The following is a 14,972-nucleotide window of genomic DNA, read 5'->3' as shown; positions in this document are numbered from 1 at the left end:
TGCGAGCAACGGCTCTGCGGACAGTGACCGTCGCCGCTGGCCGGAATTCGATCCTCCGCATCGGGACCCGGAGGCGGGCGCACGAAAGCCCCCGCACGCGTGGAGCGTGCGGGGGCCCGGTGCCGTCACGTCGCCGTCACGGCCGCGTCCGGCCGCGGGGACACGGGAGGCGGTCCCGTCGGGATCCGTCCTAGTAGACGTGGACTCCATAGGCGCTCAGCGCCTCGGTGACCGGCTGGAAGAAGGTCGTGCCGCCGGAGGTGCAGTTGCCGCTGCCGCCCGAGGTCAGGCCGTACGCCGTGCTGCCGCCGTACAGCGGGCCGCCGGAGTCGCCGGGTTCGGCGCAGACGGTGGTCTGGATCAGGCCGTAGACGACGTCGCCGCCGCCGTAGTTGACCGTGGCGTTCAGCGCGGTGACCCGGCCGCTGTGGGTGCCGGTGGTGGATCCGCGGCGGTAGACGGTCGTGCCGACCGAGGGCGTCGCGGCGCTGGTGATGTCCTGGCTGCCCACGGCGCCGGACTTGGTCACCGAGCTGTTGGTGTAGCGCACGATGCCGTAGTCGTTGCCGGGGAAGCTGGAGCCGGCCGTGGTGCCGAGCGTCGTCGAGTGCGAGGAGTTCGACCACCAGGTGCCCGCGCCGTCGGTGCAGTGACCGGCGGTCAGGAAGTAGTAGTTCCCGCTGGAGTCCTGGACGTTGAAGCCCAGGGAGCAGCGCCAGCTGCTCGCGTAGATCGCGTCGCCGCCGGAGATCAGCTTGTTGAACTTGCCGGCCGTGTGCTTGACGACGAGCGCGCCAGCGTTGCCGCCGGCCTGCCGCTTGATCTTGGCGATCTCGGCCTGGGACACCGTGCTGTCGACGGTGACGACGACGCGGTTGGTCTTGGCGTCCACCGCCCAGGCCGTGCCGGGGACGTCGGCCTGGAGGACGGAGTCGCTCGCCCTGGTGAGCTGGTTGGCGCTGAACGTGTGGGCGTCGCTGGCGTTCGCGGTGGGGGCGGCGAACGCTGCCGCGGCCAGGAAGCCGGTCGCCACGGCGGTCAGCCGGGTCCGTCTTGCGGTGCCGCTGCGGGGAGTGGTGCGCTTGATCCTCACGTTGCATTCCCTCCCAGGGGAAGTCGAGGGCCCGCGTGGGGTCGGGGCCCGGTGAGGCGCAGTCGGGAACTCGTTCGGGGTACCGAACATCGCTCATGTTCCTGACAAGCGCTGAGGGGGAGTATTCGGCCGAACGGCCGGTCGGCACAAGGGTGCCTTTCGGCCGTCAAGCTTTGAACCACCTATGCGCGCCGCCCTCTTGACACCTGCTCAGGGCCGGAGTGGCCGGCGCACGCCGCGCAGGGACCGGCGGACGGCTCCACCCGCCCGTTCCGGCCAGGGCGATGGCGGGTTCACCGGCGCGGACGGGGCCGCACGGGCGTGCGCCGGCCTCCTCTCGGCCACGACCGGGCCGCAGGCCCCGGTGACGGCGGCGGCCCCGGCCCCGCCCTCGGCCGCCCTCGTCCCGGGCATGGCCGGAATTCACCCCTCCGGATGGTCCCCTAGCAGTCGCAGCAGGAACAGCACTCGCAGCATTCGCAGCACTGGCAGGCCTCGCAGCACGAGCAGTCGCAGTTTCCGCACCAGCCCTCGCGCTTCTTCCGGGACCAGGGGCCCTCGTACTCGTCGGCGCAGCACACCTTGCAGGTGCAGCACACCCCCAGGGCGGCCGCGCACCCGGCCCAGAAGCCCCGCTTGTCCGGGCGCGGCGGCTCGCCGCCGAAGGGGGCGCCGTACGGATTGCCCGGCGCCGGCGGCGCTTGGTGCCCCGGGGGCGGCCCGAAGGAGGCCTCGGGCGCGTGCCCGCACGCGTGGTCGCCGAACGCCCGGTCCACCGAGCGGCCCAGCTCGTGCGCGAGCAGCAGGTGGACCAGTTTGCCGTCGGTGAACTCCGCCTCGCGCAGCGCCAGCCGGATGCCGTGCAGGGCGTCGTCGGCGAGCCGGCGGGCCTCGGTGAGCGGGGTGCCGGTGGCGGTGAGCGGGTTCCAGGCGCCCGAGCGCGCGTCCGCCTCCTGATCCTCCACGGCGTCCAGCAGGTGCGCGAGCCGGCCGAAGAGGCGGCCGGCCTCGGCCAGCGTCTCTGCGTTGCCCGGCCGGCCGGCCAGCACGGCGGTGTGCGCGAAGGCGGCCGCGGTCGCCGTCTCGGTCGGCTCGGTGACGGTCAGCAGCGGTGTGCCGAGCCCCGCGAGGGCCTCGATACCGGTCTGCCGGTCGACGGCGTCGACGAGGACGCCGGTGTCGAACCCGACGGCGGCGCCGCTGTGCGCCCCGGCCCTGCCCCAGCCCGCCGCGACCCGGCGCGCCGCGAGGGCGACCGGCCTGCGGGCCAGCAGCCCGTCCCGGTCGGCGACGTGGTCGCGCACCTTGGCGGAGGCGAGGACCAGCGAGACGGCCGCGGCGAGCCGGGCGCCCTCGCCCTGGGCGACGGACGCCGTCCGCATGCCGCGCAGCGCGCACGGCCCGGCGGTGCGCCGGGACCCCTCGACCGGACCGGCCTGAGCCTCCGTCAGGACGGATATCAGCAGGCCGTCGTAGTTGGTCACGACGCGGGCGAACTGTCCGTGGTCACGGCGCAGGGCGAGACACAGCCCGCACAGGTGCGCCATCCACTGGGCCCTCAGGCCCTCCCCCAGCCGGTGACTGCACGGCCGTACGATTCCGAACACGCCGATCCCCCGTGATGTGCCGTGAACGCGAGCCGGGGCATCGTATCGGCCGACTGTCGGCTCGTATCAGGTATGCCGTTCACCCATACGCTCCGTGCATCACCCATACGCCAACGACAATCATATTTCACTCACAGTCAGCAGCCGTATGAGTCATGACCCTTGGGGTACACGGGCTCTCGACGTATCCGCTGTGCACCAGTACCGTCACAAACCCCCCGCGCGGCGTCTATCCACTTGGCGCACCGTCCGCATCATGGATGACCATAGGGATGCCGAAAGCAAGAAGACAGCTGTGAGAGGAGGCGTCCATGGGATCGGTACGCAAGGCGAGTGCGTGGCTCGGCCTCGTCGACGACAACGATGACGAGCGTTACTACGACGACGACTACTCCGAGGGCACCGAGTCCGCGGACGCCTGGGTCACGGACCCCCGGGTGAAGGTGGCCACGGACACGGCCGAGGAGAAGGGCCGCCGGATCGGCACGGTCACCCCGGACAGCTTCCGGGACGCCCGCGCCATCGGTGAACTGTTCCGGGACGGCGTCCCGGTCATCATGAACCTCACGGCGATGGAGCCCTCCGACGCCAAGCGCGTGGTCGACTTCGCGGCCGGGCTGACCTTCGGCCTGCGGGGCACGATCGAGCGGGTCGCGACCCGGGTGTTCCTGCTGACGCCGTCGAACACCGAGATCGTCAGCGGTGAGCCGGCGGCCCGCCGCGAGGACGGATTCTTCAACCAGAGCTGAGGCGGGGCCGCTCACCGGCCCCGCCCCCTCCGGGAGCTCACCGGAAGGCGTCGAGCCCGGTGAGCGCCTTGCCCAGCACGAGCTGGTGCATCTCGACGGTGCCCTCGTAGGTGAGCACCGACTCGAGGTTGGTCGCGTGCCGCATGACGGGGTATTCCAGGGAGATCCCGTTGGCGCCGAGGATCGTCCGCGCCGTACGGCAGATCTCGATGGCCTCGCGGACGTTGTTGAGCTTGCCGAAGCTGACCTGCTCGGGACGCAGGCGGCCGGCGTCCATCCGCCGCCCCAGATGGTGGGCGAGCAGGATCCCCTTGTGCAGTTCCACCGCCATGTCGGCGAGCTTGGCCTGGGTGAGCTGGAAGCCGCCGATGGGCCGCCCGAACTGCTCCCGGGTCTTCGCGTACTCCACGGCCGCCTCGAAACTGCTGCGCGCGGCGCCCATCGCGCCCCAGACGATGCCGTAGCGGGCGTGCGAGAGGCAGCCGAGCGGCCCGCGCAGGCCGGTGACCTCCGGCAGCACCGCGTCGGCGGGCAGCCGTACGTCGTCCAGGACGAGCTCGCTGGTGACGGAGGCGCGCAGGGACCACTTGTGCTTGATCTCCGGCGCCGAGAAGCCCGGGCGGTCGGTCGGCACGACGAACCCGCGGATGCCGTCCTCGGTCTGCGCCCAGACGACGGCCACCCCGGCCACCGAGCCGTTGGTGATCCACATCTTGCGGCCGTTGAGCACCCAGTCGTCGCCGTCGCGCTTGGCGTGGGTGCGCATGGAGGCGGGGTCGGAGCCGTGGTCGGGCTCGGTGAGCCCGAAGCAGCCGATCACCTCGCCGGCGGCCATCCGCGGCAGCCACTCGCGCTTCTGCTCCTCGCTGCCGAACCGGTGGATCGCGTACATCGCGAGGGAGCCCTGCACGGAGACCAGGGAGCGGATGCCCGAGTCGGCCGCCTCCAGCTCCAGACAGGCGAGCCCGTACTGCACCGCCGTGGCGCCGGCGCACCCGTAACCGGTCAGGGACATGCCGAGCGCGCCGATGCCGCCCAGCTCCCGGGCGAGCTCCCGGATGCCGGGCAGCTCGCCCTTCTCGTACCAGTCGGCGACGTACGGCAGCACCCGGTCGGCCGCCCAGCCGCGGACGGTGTCCCGGATCGCCAGGTCCTCGGGGTCGAGCAGGTCGTCGATCCCGAGCGGGTCGGCGGCGTCGAACGGGGGCAGCTTCGCGGACGCGGACATGGGACACCCTCCGGAACACTGGAACTCACCAAAAACTAGCAGCGCTAGTTACGTCTCTCGGGCGACGTTACGGTGCAGTGTCCCGCACGTCCAGAGCGGGGGTCAGGCCGACACCTTCGGCTGCTGCGGCTCCCTCGGGGAGGGCACCGCGCCCACCGCGGGGGTCTCGTCCGCGCCCTGCTCACCGCACTGCATGATCCGCGGCAGCCGCAGCGCCATCATCGCGCCCAGCAGCAGCAGCCCGGCGCTGACCAGCAGGGTCACGTGCAGCCCGTGCACGAAGGAGTCCCGGGCGGCCCGGCGCAGGGCCTCGCCGGCCGGCCCGCCCAGACGCCCGGCGATCTCGTAGGCCTCGCCGAGCGAGTGGCCGGCCGCGCGTGAGGCGTCCGGGGGGACGCCCGGCACCGCGGCGAGGCCCGGCGCGTAGGCCTTGTTCATCACGCTGCCGAGCAGCGCGATCCCGATGCCGGCGCCGAGCTGGTACGAGGTCTCGCCGATCGCCGCAGCCCCGCCGGCCTGCTCGGCCGGGGCCTCGCTGAGCATCGACTCGTAGGCGCCGAAGAGGGTGGTCTCCAGGCCGAAGCCGAGCAGTACGAAGCCGCAGAGCAGCAGCCGCGCGTTGTCCTCGCCGCCCATCGCGGTCAGGGTCGCCACCGCGGCCGCGGTGAGGCAGAAGCCGGCGCCGACCATCCGCCGGGGTCCGAACCGGCGCAGCATCCGGGCGCCCGCGAGGCCCGCCGCCATCGCCGCGACCGTCAGGGGCAGCAGCCGCAGCCCCGTCCGCAGCGGCGACAGACCCAGCACGAGTTGCAGGTACTGCGCCGCGATCAGCTCCAGGCCGACCAGCGCGAGCATGGCGAGCACGATGCAGCCCACCGAGGTGCTGAAGGCCGGCCGCCGGAACATCCGCAGGTCGACCAGCGGGTGGGTCCGGCGCCCCTGGCGCCGGACGAAGAGGTACAGCAGCGCCGCGCCGAGCAGCAGCGGGGCCACGGTGAACGGGCTCGCGGCGGACTCGCCGCCGCCGAGCCGCTTCACGCCGAGGACGACGCCGAACAGGCCGGCCGCCGCCATCAGCGCGCCCGTGACGTCCCAGGGGCCTTCTCCCTCGCCCCGGGACTCGGGTAGCAGCATGCGCCCGATGGGCAGGCTGACCAGCATCAGCGGGATGTTGACCAGGAAGACCGAGCCCCACCAGAAGTGCTCCAGCAGGAAGCCGCCGAGCAGCGGGCCGACGGCCGCGCCGACGGCGGCGACCGCGCTCCAGACGCCGATGGCCAGCGCGCGTTCGCGCCGGTCGGGGAAGACCTGGCGGAGGATCGACAGGGTCGCGGGCATGATCATCGCGCCGCCGACACCGAGCAGCGCGCGGGCGAGGATCAGCGTCTCGGCGCTCGGCGCGAAGGCGGCCACCGCGGAGGCGACGCCGAACAGGGCGTAGCCGAGGAGCAGCACGCGTCTGCGTCCGATCCGGTCGCCGAGCGTGCCGAAGAGGATCAGCAGCGAGGCGCAGACCAGCGGGTAGACGTCGACGATCCAGAGCAGCTCCACGGCGCCCGGTCTGAGGTCCTCGGTGACGGCGGGGACCGCCACGTGCAGCACGGTCGCGTCGAGGGCGACGAGCAGCAGACTGAGACAGAGGACGACCAGGACGACCCAGCGGTTGGCACCGGCACCGGTCCCGGCCTCCCGACGGCGCGGCGGAGCGGCAGCCGTGGTCGTCCCGGACATGTACGTACCTCCCAGATGATCCCTCGCGTGCGGCGGATCGGCGGAGTGGGGACTCTCCGTCGTACGGCCGGAGAGGAGCGGGGTCTCCGGCCCGCGCAAACCCACGCGGGTGACTCGCCAGCGTACGCGAGTCCGTCGTGGGCACACGTGGCGGACCTCTCACACGCGGGACCGAACCCGTGTGGCGTACGCCACCTCGTACGACGTGGGAGCGCCCGGCGGGCGGACCGGTTCCGGACCCGGTCGATAATCGGGCCCGTGACCGACCTTGCGACGCGCGCGGCCCCGGCCCGCGGCACCCTCCCGCGCCGGGCGGCCCCGGCCCTCCTCGGGTACGCGGCCGTCCGTGTCCTCGGCCTGCTCGTGCTGGCCGCGTGGAGCGCCGCGCGCGGCAGCAGCGCGCTCACCCTGCTGGGGGCGCGCTGGGACTCCCTCTGGTACTCCCGGGTGGCCGGACTGGGTTACGGCTACGAGGTGCGCCTGCCGAACGGCGACGTCCACTCGAACCTCGCCTTCTTCCCGCTGCTGCCCTGGCTGGAGCGGCTGCTGCACGGCGTCACGCCGCTGTCGTACGCGCACGCCGGTCTGGTGGTGTCGCTGCTCGCCTCGCTGGCCGCGGCCGGGGGGATCTTCGCGGTCGCGGAGTGGGTGTACGGGCCCCGGGCGGGGGTGTGCGCGGTGCTGCTGTGGGCGGTGCTGCCGGTGGGGATCGTGCAGTCGATGGCGTACAGCGAGTCGCTGTTCACGGCGCTGGCCGCCTGGTCGCTGTACGCCGTGCTGACCGGACGGTGGGTGACGGCGGGTGTGCTGGCGGCGCTGGCGGGGCTCACCCGGCCGGTCGGGCTGGCGGTCGTCGCGGCGGTGTGGGCGGCGGGCGTGCTCGCCTTCCTGCGCGAGCGGGGCGCGCGCGACGCACTGGCCGGCGGCCGTGCTCCTGAACCGGCGGCCGGGGTGCACGCCGGGCGCGTGGCGCACACCGGCGGCGCGGACGGGCCGGCGTGCGCGCACTCCACGCCGGACAGCGCGCGGGATGCGACACGCGCTCCGTCCCGCACCCCTCGCGCTCCCCTCGCGCCCGCTTGGCGCCGCGTTCTCGGGCTGCTCGTCGCCCCGCTGGGCGCGGCCGGCTACGTGCTGTGGGTCGGCCACCGCACCGGCGGGGGGCCGCTCGGCTATCTGGACGTGCAGGCCGGCTGGCGCAACGGGTTCGACGGCGGCTACGCCTTCGCCCGCTTCGTCACCGCCAAGTTCACGTCGTTCCCGGCGGCCCTCGCCGGCGCGGGCCTGATCGTCGGGGTGGCCCTGCTTGTCCTGCTCTACGTGACCGGCGTACGGCAGCGCCAGCCCCTCCCGCTGCTGGTGTACACGGGGGTCGTGCTCGCCCTCGCCCTGTGCGCGTCGAGCTACTTCGGGTCTAAGCCGCGGCTGCTGATGCCGGCCTTCCCGCTGCTGTTTCCGCTCGCCCGCGCCCTGGCCCGATCCCGGACCTCACGATCGGCCCTGGTCACGGCGGGCCTGGCGGTGGCGGCGGCGGTGTACGGGGCGTTCTGGCTGAACGGCTCCGGTCCGCCGTGATCGGCCCCGGCGGCCGATGAGCACACCCTGAATTCCACGCCATGATTCGGTGAACGAATTCATAAGGGCCATATAACCGCCGCCCGGAATGATCAAAGAATTGCAGGAAGCAGGTTCACCGGATTGCGGAATCCTTGGAATTCGGCGGCTCCTGAGAGGTTTCCCACATCACATCGTCATCACAAAGCCGCTGTTTCGACCGGGAACAGAGCGCACTCACTGTAACGTCGATCGGGTGCGTACCGAACTAAACCTCACCCGGCGTCTGGACCGGGTGTTCGCCAGGCTGGACCGTGAGCCGGAACGGCCGGCCCACCTCGACGTGCCGCGGATGAGCCGGCACCGGGTCGTGCTGTTCACCGCGACCCTCGCCTTCTACCTGGCGATCGTCTGGGCCGTGGTGATCACCTCCTGGCTGGTCCGGCTCGACTGGCAGGTCATGTTCTTCCGGCCGTACCAGCAGTGGTCGGAGATCCACTGGTTCGTCGACTACTACGTGGTGCTCGGCCAGCGCGGCCCCACCGCCGTGATGGTCGCCGCCTGGCTGGGCTGGCGCTCCTGGCGGCAGCACACGCTCCGCCCGCTGCTGACCCTCGGCGCCTCGCTGCTGCTGCTCAACATCACGGTCGGCGCCGCCAAGTACGGCATGGGCCGGCTCGGCCCGCACTACGCCACCGTGATCGGCTCGAACGAGATGGGTCTCGGCGGCGATATATTTCCCAGCGGCCACACCGCGAACGCCGTGGTGACCTGGGGAATCCTCGCCTATCTGGCCTCCACCCCGACCGCGCGCCGCTGGCTGTCCGCGATCTCGGCCGTGACCTCGCTGGGCGTCGGGATGGCCACCGTCTACCTCGGTACGCACTGGCTGAGCGACGTGCTGCTGGGCTGGGCCGCCGGCCTGCTGATCCTGCTCGCGCTGCCGTGGTGCGAACCCGTGATCGCCCGCACCGAGACCGCGATCTTCGACCTGCGCGACCGCTGGCGCGCCCGCCGCGGCCGTACCGCTCCCGCGCCGGCCGTGCCGGTCCCGGTGGTGCTCAAGCCGCGCACCGCGCCCGCCGAGCAGCCCGCTCCGGCCCGTGAGCCGGTGGCGTCGGTGCGCGGGCCCCGGACGCCGGTCCATCTGGCCCCGGGCCCGCACACAGCGCGTTCCGAGCGCACTCCGGTCACCCCGGCGGGCAGCCGCAGGCCGCCGCACGCCGACCGGCTGCCGCGCGGCGCCTCCCAGCCGACCCGTCCGGTCTCGGGCGGCTGACCCCGTCGAGGCGGCGGGACCCGGTACGCACGACCGACCCCCGCCGCCACGGCGAAGGCCCCGCTCCCGGTCCGGGAGCGGGGCCTTCGCCGTGGTGGCGGGGTGGTCAGCCCTTCCAGGCGCGGGCCACCCGGCCGTCCCGCACCTCGAAGTTCAGCCGGCCCACCCGGTACTCCATGGTGATGACCGTGCCCGGCGGCAGTGACCGTACCGTCGACCACCCGCGCCGGCGGGCGAGCCGCTCGGCGTTCGGGGCTTCGAGGCCGACGTACCCGTCGGGACTGTCCTGGGGCTCCGCTGGCGGAGTGGGAATCGGTGCCATGCGGCCACGCTAGGCCGCTTCGGGCGGCGACGGAAGCGCCGGGACGGCGAGCCTCGCGGCCCCCTCCTGTCACGCTTCTGTCACAGGTTCCCGGACCGGTTTTCTTCGAACTCCGTCACACGATCGGGGGTTTCCACGCCGTTCGCCGGGGTATTCGAACAGAATTCTCGCGCGCCGGAACACCCTCCCGAATTGTCCGGCACAAAGCTTCCCGGGGCATCGTCCGGAGCAGGTCCGCGGCGTGATTCCGCTCCGAATCCCGGGCGGCGCCGGGAGGGCTGACGCCGCATGGGAAATTCATGGATTCGCCGGGCCGCCCGCCCGCGGTCCCGTCGACCGGGCCAGGGCCCCGTCGAGCCGGTCGCGGATCCTCCTGATCGACTCGGTCAGCCCGGCGGGCTCCAGCACCTCGAACGGGAAGCCGGTCATCATGATGTGAATCACCATCACGTCCAGGCTCGGCGCGCCGCTGCGCAGGACGCAGGCGTCCGGGCCGTCGGCCTCCAGCGTCCCGGCGGACGGTGAGATCCGCTCGGCCGCCTCGTGCAGCGGCACCAGCAGCCGCACCGCGGACCGCTCGGCGTACGCGCGCGTGGAGACGCCCTTGGAGACATAGGCCGCGAGGTCCCCGGCGGGCGGCTCCCGCGGGGTGAAGCGGGGCCCGTGCGGCGGCCGGGGGGTGATGCGGTCGACCCGGAAGGTCCGCCAGTCCGCCCGGTCCACGTCCCAGGCGACCAGGTACCAGCGGCGCTCGGTGCAGACCAGCCGGTGCGGCTCCACGGTCCGGCGGCTCGCGGCGCCGTCGTGCGTGCGGTACTCGAAGCGCAGCCGCTCGGCGTCCCGGCACAGATGGGCGATCTCGGTGAGCAGCGCCGGGTCGACCGGGGAGGCCGGCGGGCCGCCCTGCAGCATCGGCACGGTGAAGGCGTTGAGCGCGCCCACCCGGCGGCGCAGCCGGTTCGGCAGCACCTGTTCCAGCTTGGCCAGGGCGCGTACGGAGGTCTCGCCGATGCCCTCGATGCCCTGTCCCGCCGCGGTGCGCAACCCGACGGCCACGGCGACGGCCTCGTCGTCGTCCAGCAGCAGCGGGGGCAGCTCGGCGCCCGCGCCGAGCTGGTAGCCGCCTCCGGTGCCGGGGCTGGCGTTGACCGGGTAGCCCAGCTCGCGCAGCCGGTCCACGTCCCGGCGGACCGTGCGCGGGGTGACGCCGAGCCGGTCGGCGAGTTCCGCGCCGGACCACTCGCGGTGGGCCTGGAGCAGCGAGAGCAGACGCAGCAGTCGAGCCGAGGTCTCCAACATGGGGCCGAGTGTGCCAGCCGATGCGGACAGCCGCTGTCCTCGACGGGACAGCGGCTGCGGGGCCGCGGCTCGCTCAGAGCGCCAGGCGCCGGCCGGGCACGATGAGGTCCGGGTCGTCGCCGACGACGCCGCGGTTGGTGGCGTAGATCCGCTGCCAGGTGGTGCCGTGCCGGGCGGCGATGGTGCTCAGGGTGTCGCCCTCGCGGACGGTGTAGCCGCCGCGGGCCGCGCCGCGGCCGGTGTGGGCCGACGTGCGCTCGGGTTCCGCGGCCGGCGCCGGCTTCGTCGTCGCGCCGCTCTTGGCTTCCGCCCCCGAGGCGGCCGGGGCGTTCCCGGTGGCCCCGGCCCGGCCCGAGCAGACCGGCCAGGCACCCCAGCCCTGGGCCTGCTGGACCTTGGTGGCGACGGCGATCTGCGCGTCGCGTGAGGCCTGGTCGGCCGTGGGGGCGTAGGCGCTGCCGCCGTACGCGCGCCAGGTGCCGGCGGAGAACTGGAGGCCGCCGTAGTAGCCGTTGCCGGTGTTGATGTGCCAGTCGCCGCCGCTCTCGCACTGGGCGATACGGTCCCACACCCCGTTGTCGGCGGCGGTCGCGTCGCCGGTGGCGGTCAGCAGCCCCAGCGGGGCCAGCAGCGCGGCTCCGGCCAGGGCGGCCGCTGTCGTACGGCTCCTGCGGGCGCCGTCGGGGCGGGTGGTGCGGCGGATGTTGTCGGCACAGTCGGACATGTGACTCCTTCTCCACGGACCCGGGCTCCCCCGGACGGAGCGCGCCTCGCCGCGCAGGACCACGGCTCATCGCGCCCGCCCCGTCCACCGCGGCCGGTGCGGCGATCCTGCTCTGCCTTGCCGGCCGGCGGACGTACCCGAGCGGTGCGTCTGCACACGGCGGAGGAATCTAGAGAGACCGGACGGCCCGTTTCAACCAAATCGCCTTCGTTCCAGGCCAGTTGGCGGTTACCTCAGGTACCGGCGATTTTCGGCCAGCCCTTTCGTACCTTGATTTCCTGATTTTTCGACCACAGGAACGACCGGCGCGTGACCCACTTCACTCATCCAAGTGCCCGACGTTTACGCGGACTTGACACTGAGTGCCCGGTTCCGCACCGGCGGTGACCTTGTGCGGTGGATGGTTCGATTCCGTTGCTCCGGGGGCGTGACCCCCACCACAGGACGCCCGTTGTCTTCTTCATGAGCCCGGAGCACCGGGGCTCAGCGGCCGGGAGCCACCCGGCCGACCCAGCACCGCATCCCGAGGGAGCCACCGTGCCGCGCATGCTCGACGTCAGTGACGCAGTACGCGCCGAGATCGGCGACGAAGAAGCCGACCGGCTGCTCGCCGGAGAGAACGCCCCGGGCAGTTACGACTGCACGTCCTGCCGCACTCCGGGCGACTCCGAGCAGGAGCGCACCAGCACCGTTCTGTTCGTCGGCGACGAGACCGCCGTCCTCGCCTTCGCCCACGCCGGCTGCCTGCCCTCGCAGGTCGTGCAGGTCACCGAGGAGCAGTTGCAGGGCGCCGTCCGGTCCATCGGCGGCCGCCCGACCGCGGACGGCGGCCCGCAGCGGTCCGTCCCCGAGCAGGCCGTGCTCGGCGTGACCAGCGGACTGGTCCTGATCGAGGGCGAGTTGCACCCCGCGCTCGTCGTCGAGCCGACGGCGCCCATCGTGCGCCCCGGCTCCTTCGGCGCCGGCGACGACTTCCTGCCGCTGCTCATCGAGCAGGGCTTCATGCCGGTGATGGAGCTGGCGTCGGTCCCGCCGGTGCTGCACGGCTGGTCGGTCCTGCTCGCGATGGGCCAGCTCCACGCGGTGCTCCAGCCCGGGATGGGCGGCGGCCAGCCGGTCGCCTGGTGGCAGGCGCACCAGCCGCTGCAGGTGACGGACAGCTGGCGGGCCGCCGCCAACAAGCACCAGCAGGTGCTGATGTTCGCGGCGCCGGTGGGGTCCATCGGACGGCAGCCCAGGGAGGACCTGCTGCGCGACTCCCTCGACCGGGCGGCGGCGAGCGGGAAGCTGGTGGCGGCGGCGCTGCCGCTCGCGGGCACCTGAGATCCGTCCGGCGGCGGGCCGGGAGCACGCCCCGACTCGTACGACCGCATCCCTTTCAGATTCCGGTCGTTTGGACATACGTGCACGCATACGACACCCCTCCTCCCCGCCGGTCCTCCTTCGCCTCCGTTCCGTCCGCCCGGGCGGGGGAGGGTTCGGTCGCGCCATCGGCCACGCCGATCTACGACTCGCTCTACGCGGAGTGGGTCAAGGCCTTCCGCACGCTGCCGGGCGATCGCAGTGGCGAGGAGGAGCTGGGGTTCTGCGCCTTCGGCCACACCCCGCACAGCACCGGCTCGTACCGCGTGACCTCCTACAGCGCCTACAGCGCGGGGGCGTACAGCGCCCGGCAGGGCGGCGGTCAGCAGCAGCCGCAGTGGCAGCGGGTCGGCACGCTGGGGCGGCAGCAGGACACCGGGATGCACCACGTCCCGGCGGGGCTGCCGCCCGCTCCCCGGCGCGGCGCCTGAGGCATGGCAAAGGGCGGCTCCCCGGTTCTCCGGGGCGGCCGCCCTTTCCCATGCCTCAGGGGCCGGTCACTTCTTCTTGCCGCGCTTCTCGCGCACCCGCACGGAGATGTGGAGGGGGGTGCCCTCGAAGCCGAACTCCTCGCGCAGACGGCGCTCGATGAAGCGCCGGTAGCCCGCCTCGATGAAGCCGGAGGCGAAGAGGACGAACCGCGGCGGCTTGGTGCCGGCCTGGGTGCCGAACAGGATGCGCGGCTGCTTGCCGCCCCGGACCGGGTGCGGATGGGCCGACACCAGCTCGCCGAGGAAGGCGTTCAGCCGGCCGGTGGGCACCCGGGTCTCCCAGCCGTCGAGGGCGACCTCGATCGCCGGGACCAGCTTCTCCATGTGCCGGCCGGTCCGGGCCGAGACGTTGACCCGGGGCGCCCAGGCGACCTGGCCCAGTTCGGTCTCGATCTCCCGCTCCAGGTAGTAGCGGCGCTCCTCGTCGAGGGTGTCCCACTTGTTGAAGGCGAGGACGACCGCGCGGCCCGCCTCCACGGCCATGGTGACGATGCGCTGGTCCTGGACCGAGATGTTCTCGGAGGCGTCGATGAGGATGACGGCCACCTCCGCCTTCTCGACGGCGGCCGCGGTGCGCAGCGAGGCGTAGTAGTCGGCGCCCTGCTGGAGGTGGACCCGCTTGCGGATGCCCGCGGTGTCGACGAACTTCCAGGTCACCCCGCCCAGCTCGATCAGTTCGTCGACCGGGTCGCGGGTGGTGCCGGCCAGCTCGTTGACGACGACGCGCTCCTCGCCCGCCACCTTGTTCAGCAGGGAGGACTTGCCGACGTTGGGGCGGCCGATGAGGGCGATGCGGCGCGGGCCGCCGACCGCGGCGCCGAAGGTCTGCTCGGGCGCCTCGGGCAGCGCCTCCAGGACGGCGTCCAGCATGTCGCCGGTGCCGCGTCCGTGCAGCGCGGAGACGGGGTGCGGCTCGCCGAGGCCCAGGGACCAGAGGTAGCTGGCGTCGGCCTCGCCGCTCGGCCCGTCGACCTTGTTCGCGGCCAGCACGACGGGCTTGCCCGCCTTGCGCAGCAGGCGCACGACCGCCTCGTCGGTGTCGGTGGCGCCGACCTTGGCGTCCACGACGAAGACGACCGCGTCGGCGGCCTCGATCGCGTACTCGGCCTGCGCGGCCACGGAGGCGTCGATGCCGAGGACGTCCTGCTCCCAGCCGCCGGTGTCGACCACCTTGAAGCGGCGGCCCGCCCACTCCGCCTCGTAGGTGACGCGGTCGCGGGTGACGCCGGGCTTGTCCTCGACCACGGCCTCGCGGCGGCCGATGATCCGGTTCACCAGGGTCGACTTGCCGACATTGGGACGGCCGACGACGGCGAGCACGGGCAGCGGGCCGTGGCCCGCCGCCTCGATGGCGCCCTCGACGTCCTCGATGTCGAAGCCCTCTTCCGCGGCGAGCTCCATGAACTCCGCGTACTCGGCGTCGCCGAGAGCCCCGTGGTCGTACTCGTGCTCAGCCGAGTCGCCGGGCTGGGTCTGGTCGTTCATGAAGTCCGTACCTCGTCGTTCATCGTGGTGATCGGTGGAGCGGCCCTG

At 73.0% G+C, this 14,972-nt stretch carries 13 protein-coding genes; 5 read left to right on the top strand and 8 right to left on the bottom strand.

What is annotated here, in order from left to right; translation table 11 throughout:
- Positions 1-190 precede the first annotated feature (190 nt).
- Together ACFYU0_RS26475 and ACFYU0_RS26470 are read right to left on the bottom strand one after the other, a co-directional pair.
- Entirely contained in the window at positions 191-1,093 is a 903-nt protein-coding gene (locus tag ACFYU0_RS26475; RefSeq protein WP_351671013.1) for a S1 family peptidase, read from the bottom strand.
- Positions 1,094-1,536: 443 nt separating this feature from the next.
- Entirely contained in the window at positions 1,537-2,700 is a 1,164-nt protein-coding gene (locus ACFYU0_RS26470) for a DUF5685 family protein (RefSeq protein WP_389304601.1), read from the bottom strand.
- A 311-nt stretch (positions 2,701-3,011) separates the two neighbouring features.
- Between ACFYU0_RS26470 and ACFYU0_RS26465 the strand changes: the two genes are divergently transcribed.
- Complete coding sequence (locus ACFYU0_RS26465; RefSeq protein ID WP_351671008.1) at positions 3,012-3,449, top strand: cell division protein SepF; 438 nt, start codon at positions 3,012-3,014, stop codon at positions 3,447-3,449.
- 37 nt (positions 3,450-3,486) lie between these two features.
- Here the strand turns inward: ACFYU0_RS26465 and ACFYU0_RS26460 are convergent, their stop codons facing one another.
- Together ACFYU0_RS26460 and ACFYU0_RS26455 are read right to left on the bottom strand one after the other, a co-directional pair.
- Positions 3,487-4,677 (bottom strand): acyl-CoA dehydrogenase family protein, encoded by a 1,191-nt coding sequence (locus ACFYU0_RS26460; protein WP_351671005.1) that lies wholly within the window; start codon positions 4,675-4,677, stop codon positions 3,487-3,489.
- A 102-nt stretch (positions 4,678-4,779) separates the two neighbouring features.
- Positions 4,780-6,408: an MFS transporter gene (locus tag ACFYU0_RS26455; RefSeq protein ID WP_389304599.1), complete on the bottom strand. Its 1,629-nt coding sequence runs from the start codon at positions 6,406-6,408 to the stop codon at positions 4,780-4,782.
- 258 nt (positions 6,409-6,666) lie between these two features.
- Between ACFYU0_RS26455 and ACFYU0_RS26450 the strand changes: the two genes are divergently transcribed.
- The gene (locus ACFYU0_RS26450) at positions 6,667-7,983 is read left to right on the top strand and encodes a hypothetical protein (RefSeq protein WP_389304597.1); all 1,317 of its coding nucleotides are present in this window, start codon (positions 6,667-6,669) and stop codon (positions 7,981-7,983) included.
- Between the two features lie 235 nt (positions 7,984-8,218).
- Positions 8,219-9,241: a phosphatase PAP2 family protein gene (locus ACFYU0_RS26445; protein WP_389304595.1), complete on the top strand. Its 1,023-nt coding sequence runs from the start codon at positions 8,219-8,221 to the stop codon at positions 9,239-9,241.
- Positions 9,242-9,347: 106 nt separating this feature from the next.
- Here the strand turns inward: ACFYU0_RS26445 and ACFYU0_RS26440 are convergent, their stop codons facing one another.
- The 3 genes from ACFYU0_RS26440 to ACFYU0_RS26430 all read right to left on the bottom strand — a co-directional run bounded on the left by ACFYU0_RS26440 (position 9,348) and on the right by ACFYU0_RS26430 (position 11,586).
- Entirely contained in the window at positions 9,348-9,563 is a 216-nt protein-coding gene (locus ACFYU0_RS26440; protein WP_351672776.1) for an I78 family peptidase inhibitor, read from the bottom strand.
- Between the two features lie 297 nt (positions 9,564-9,860).
- A complete protein-coding gene (locus ACFYU0_RS26435) occupies positions 9,861-10,862 on the bottom strand; it encodes a YafY family protein (RefSeq protein WP_351672778.1) in 1,002 nt (333 codons plus the stop codon).
- 73 nt (positions 10,863-10,935) lie between these two features.
- Positions 10,936-11,586 (bottom strand): transglycosylase family protein, encoded by a 651-nt coding sequence (locus ACFYU0_RS26430; protein WP_389304593.1) that lies wholly within the window; start codon positions 11,584-11,586, stop codon positions 10,936-10,938.
- A gap of 537 nt (positions 11,587-12,123) precedes the next feature.
- Here ACFYU0_RS26430 and ACFYU0_RS26425 point away from each other — a divergent pair.
- Positions 12,124-12,909 carry a hypothetical protein gene (locus ACFYU0_RS26425; RefSeq protein ID WP_351672782.1) on the top strand — a complete coding sequence of 262 codons (786 nt, stop codon included), beginning with the start codon at positions 12,124-12,126 and terminating at the stop codon, positions 12,907-12,909.
- A gap of 80 nt (positions 12,910-12,989) precedes the next feature.
- The gene (locus ACFYU0_RS26420) at positions 12,990-13,379 is read left to right on the top strand and encodes a hypothetical protein (RefSeq protein WP_351672784.1); all 390 of its coding nucleotides are present in this window, start codon (positions 12,990-12,992) and stop codon (positions 13,377-13,379) included.
- A gap of 66 nt (positions 13,380-13,445) precedes the next feature.
- Here the strand turns inward: ACFYU0_RS26420 and der are convergent, their stop codons facing one another.
- Positions 13,446-14,924 carry a ribosome biogenesis GTPase Der gene (der, locus tag ACFYU0_RS26415; RefSeq protein WP_389304591.1) on the bottom strand — a complete coding sequence of 493 codons (1,479 nt, stop codon included), beginning with the start codon at positions 14,922-14,924 and terminating at the stop codon, positions 13,446-13,448.
- Between the last annotated feature and the right edge of the window lie 48 nt (positions 14,925-14,972).

It is taken from the genome of Streptomyces sp. NPDC003720, assembly GCF_042875075.1.
GTDB lineage: Bacteria > Actinomycetota > Actinomycetes > Streptomycetales > Streptomycetaceae > Streptomyces.
This window is presented reverse-complemented; position numbering and strand designations above follow the sequence as displayed.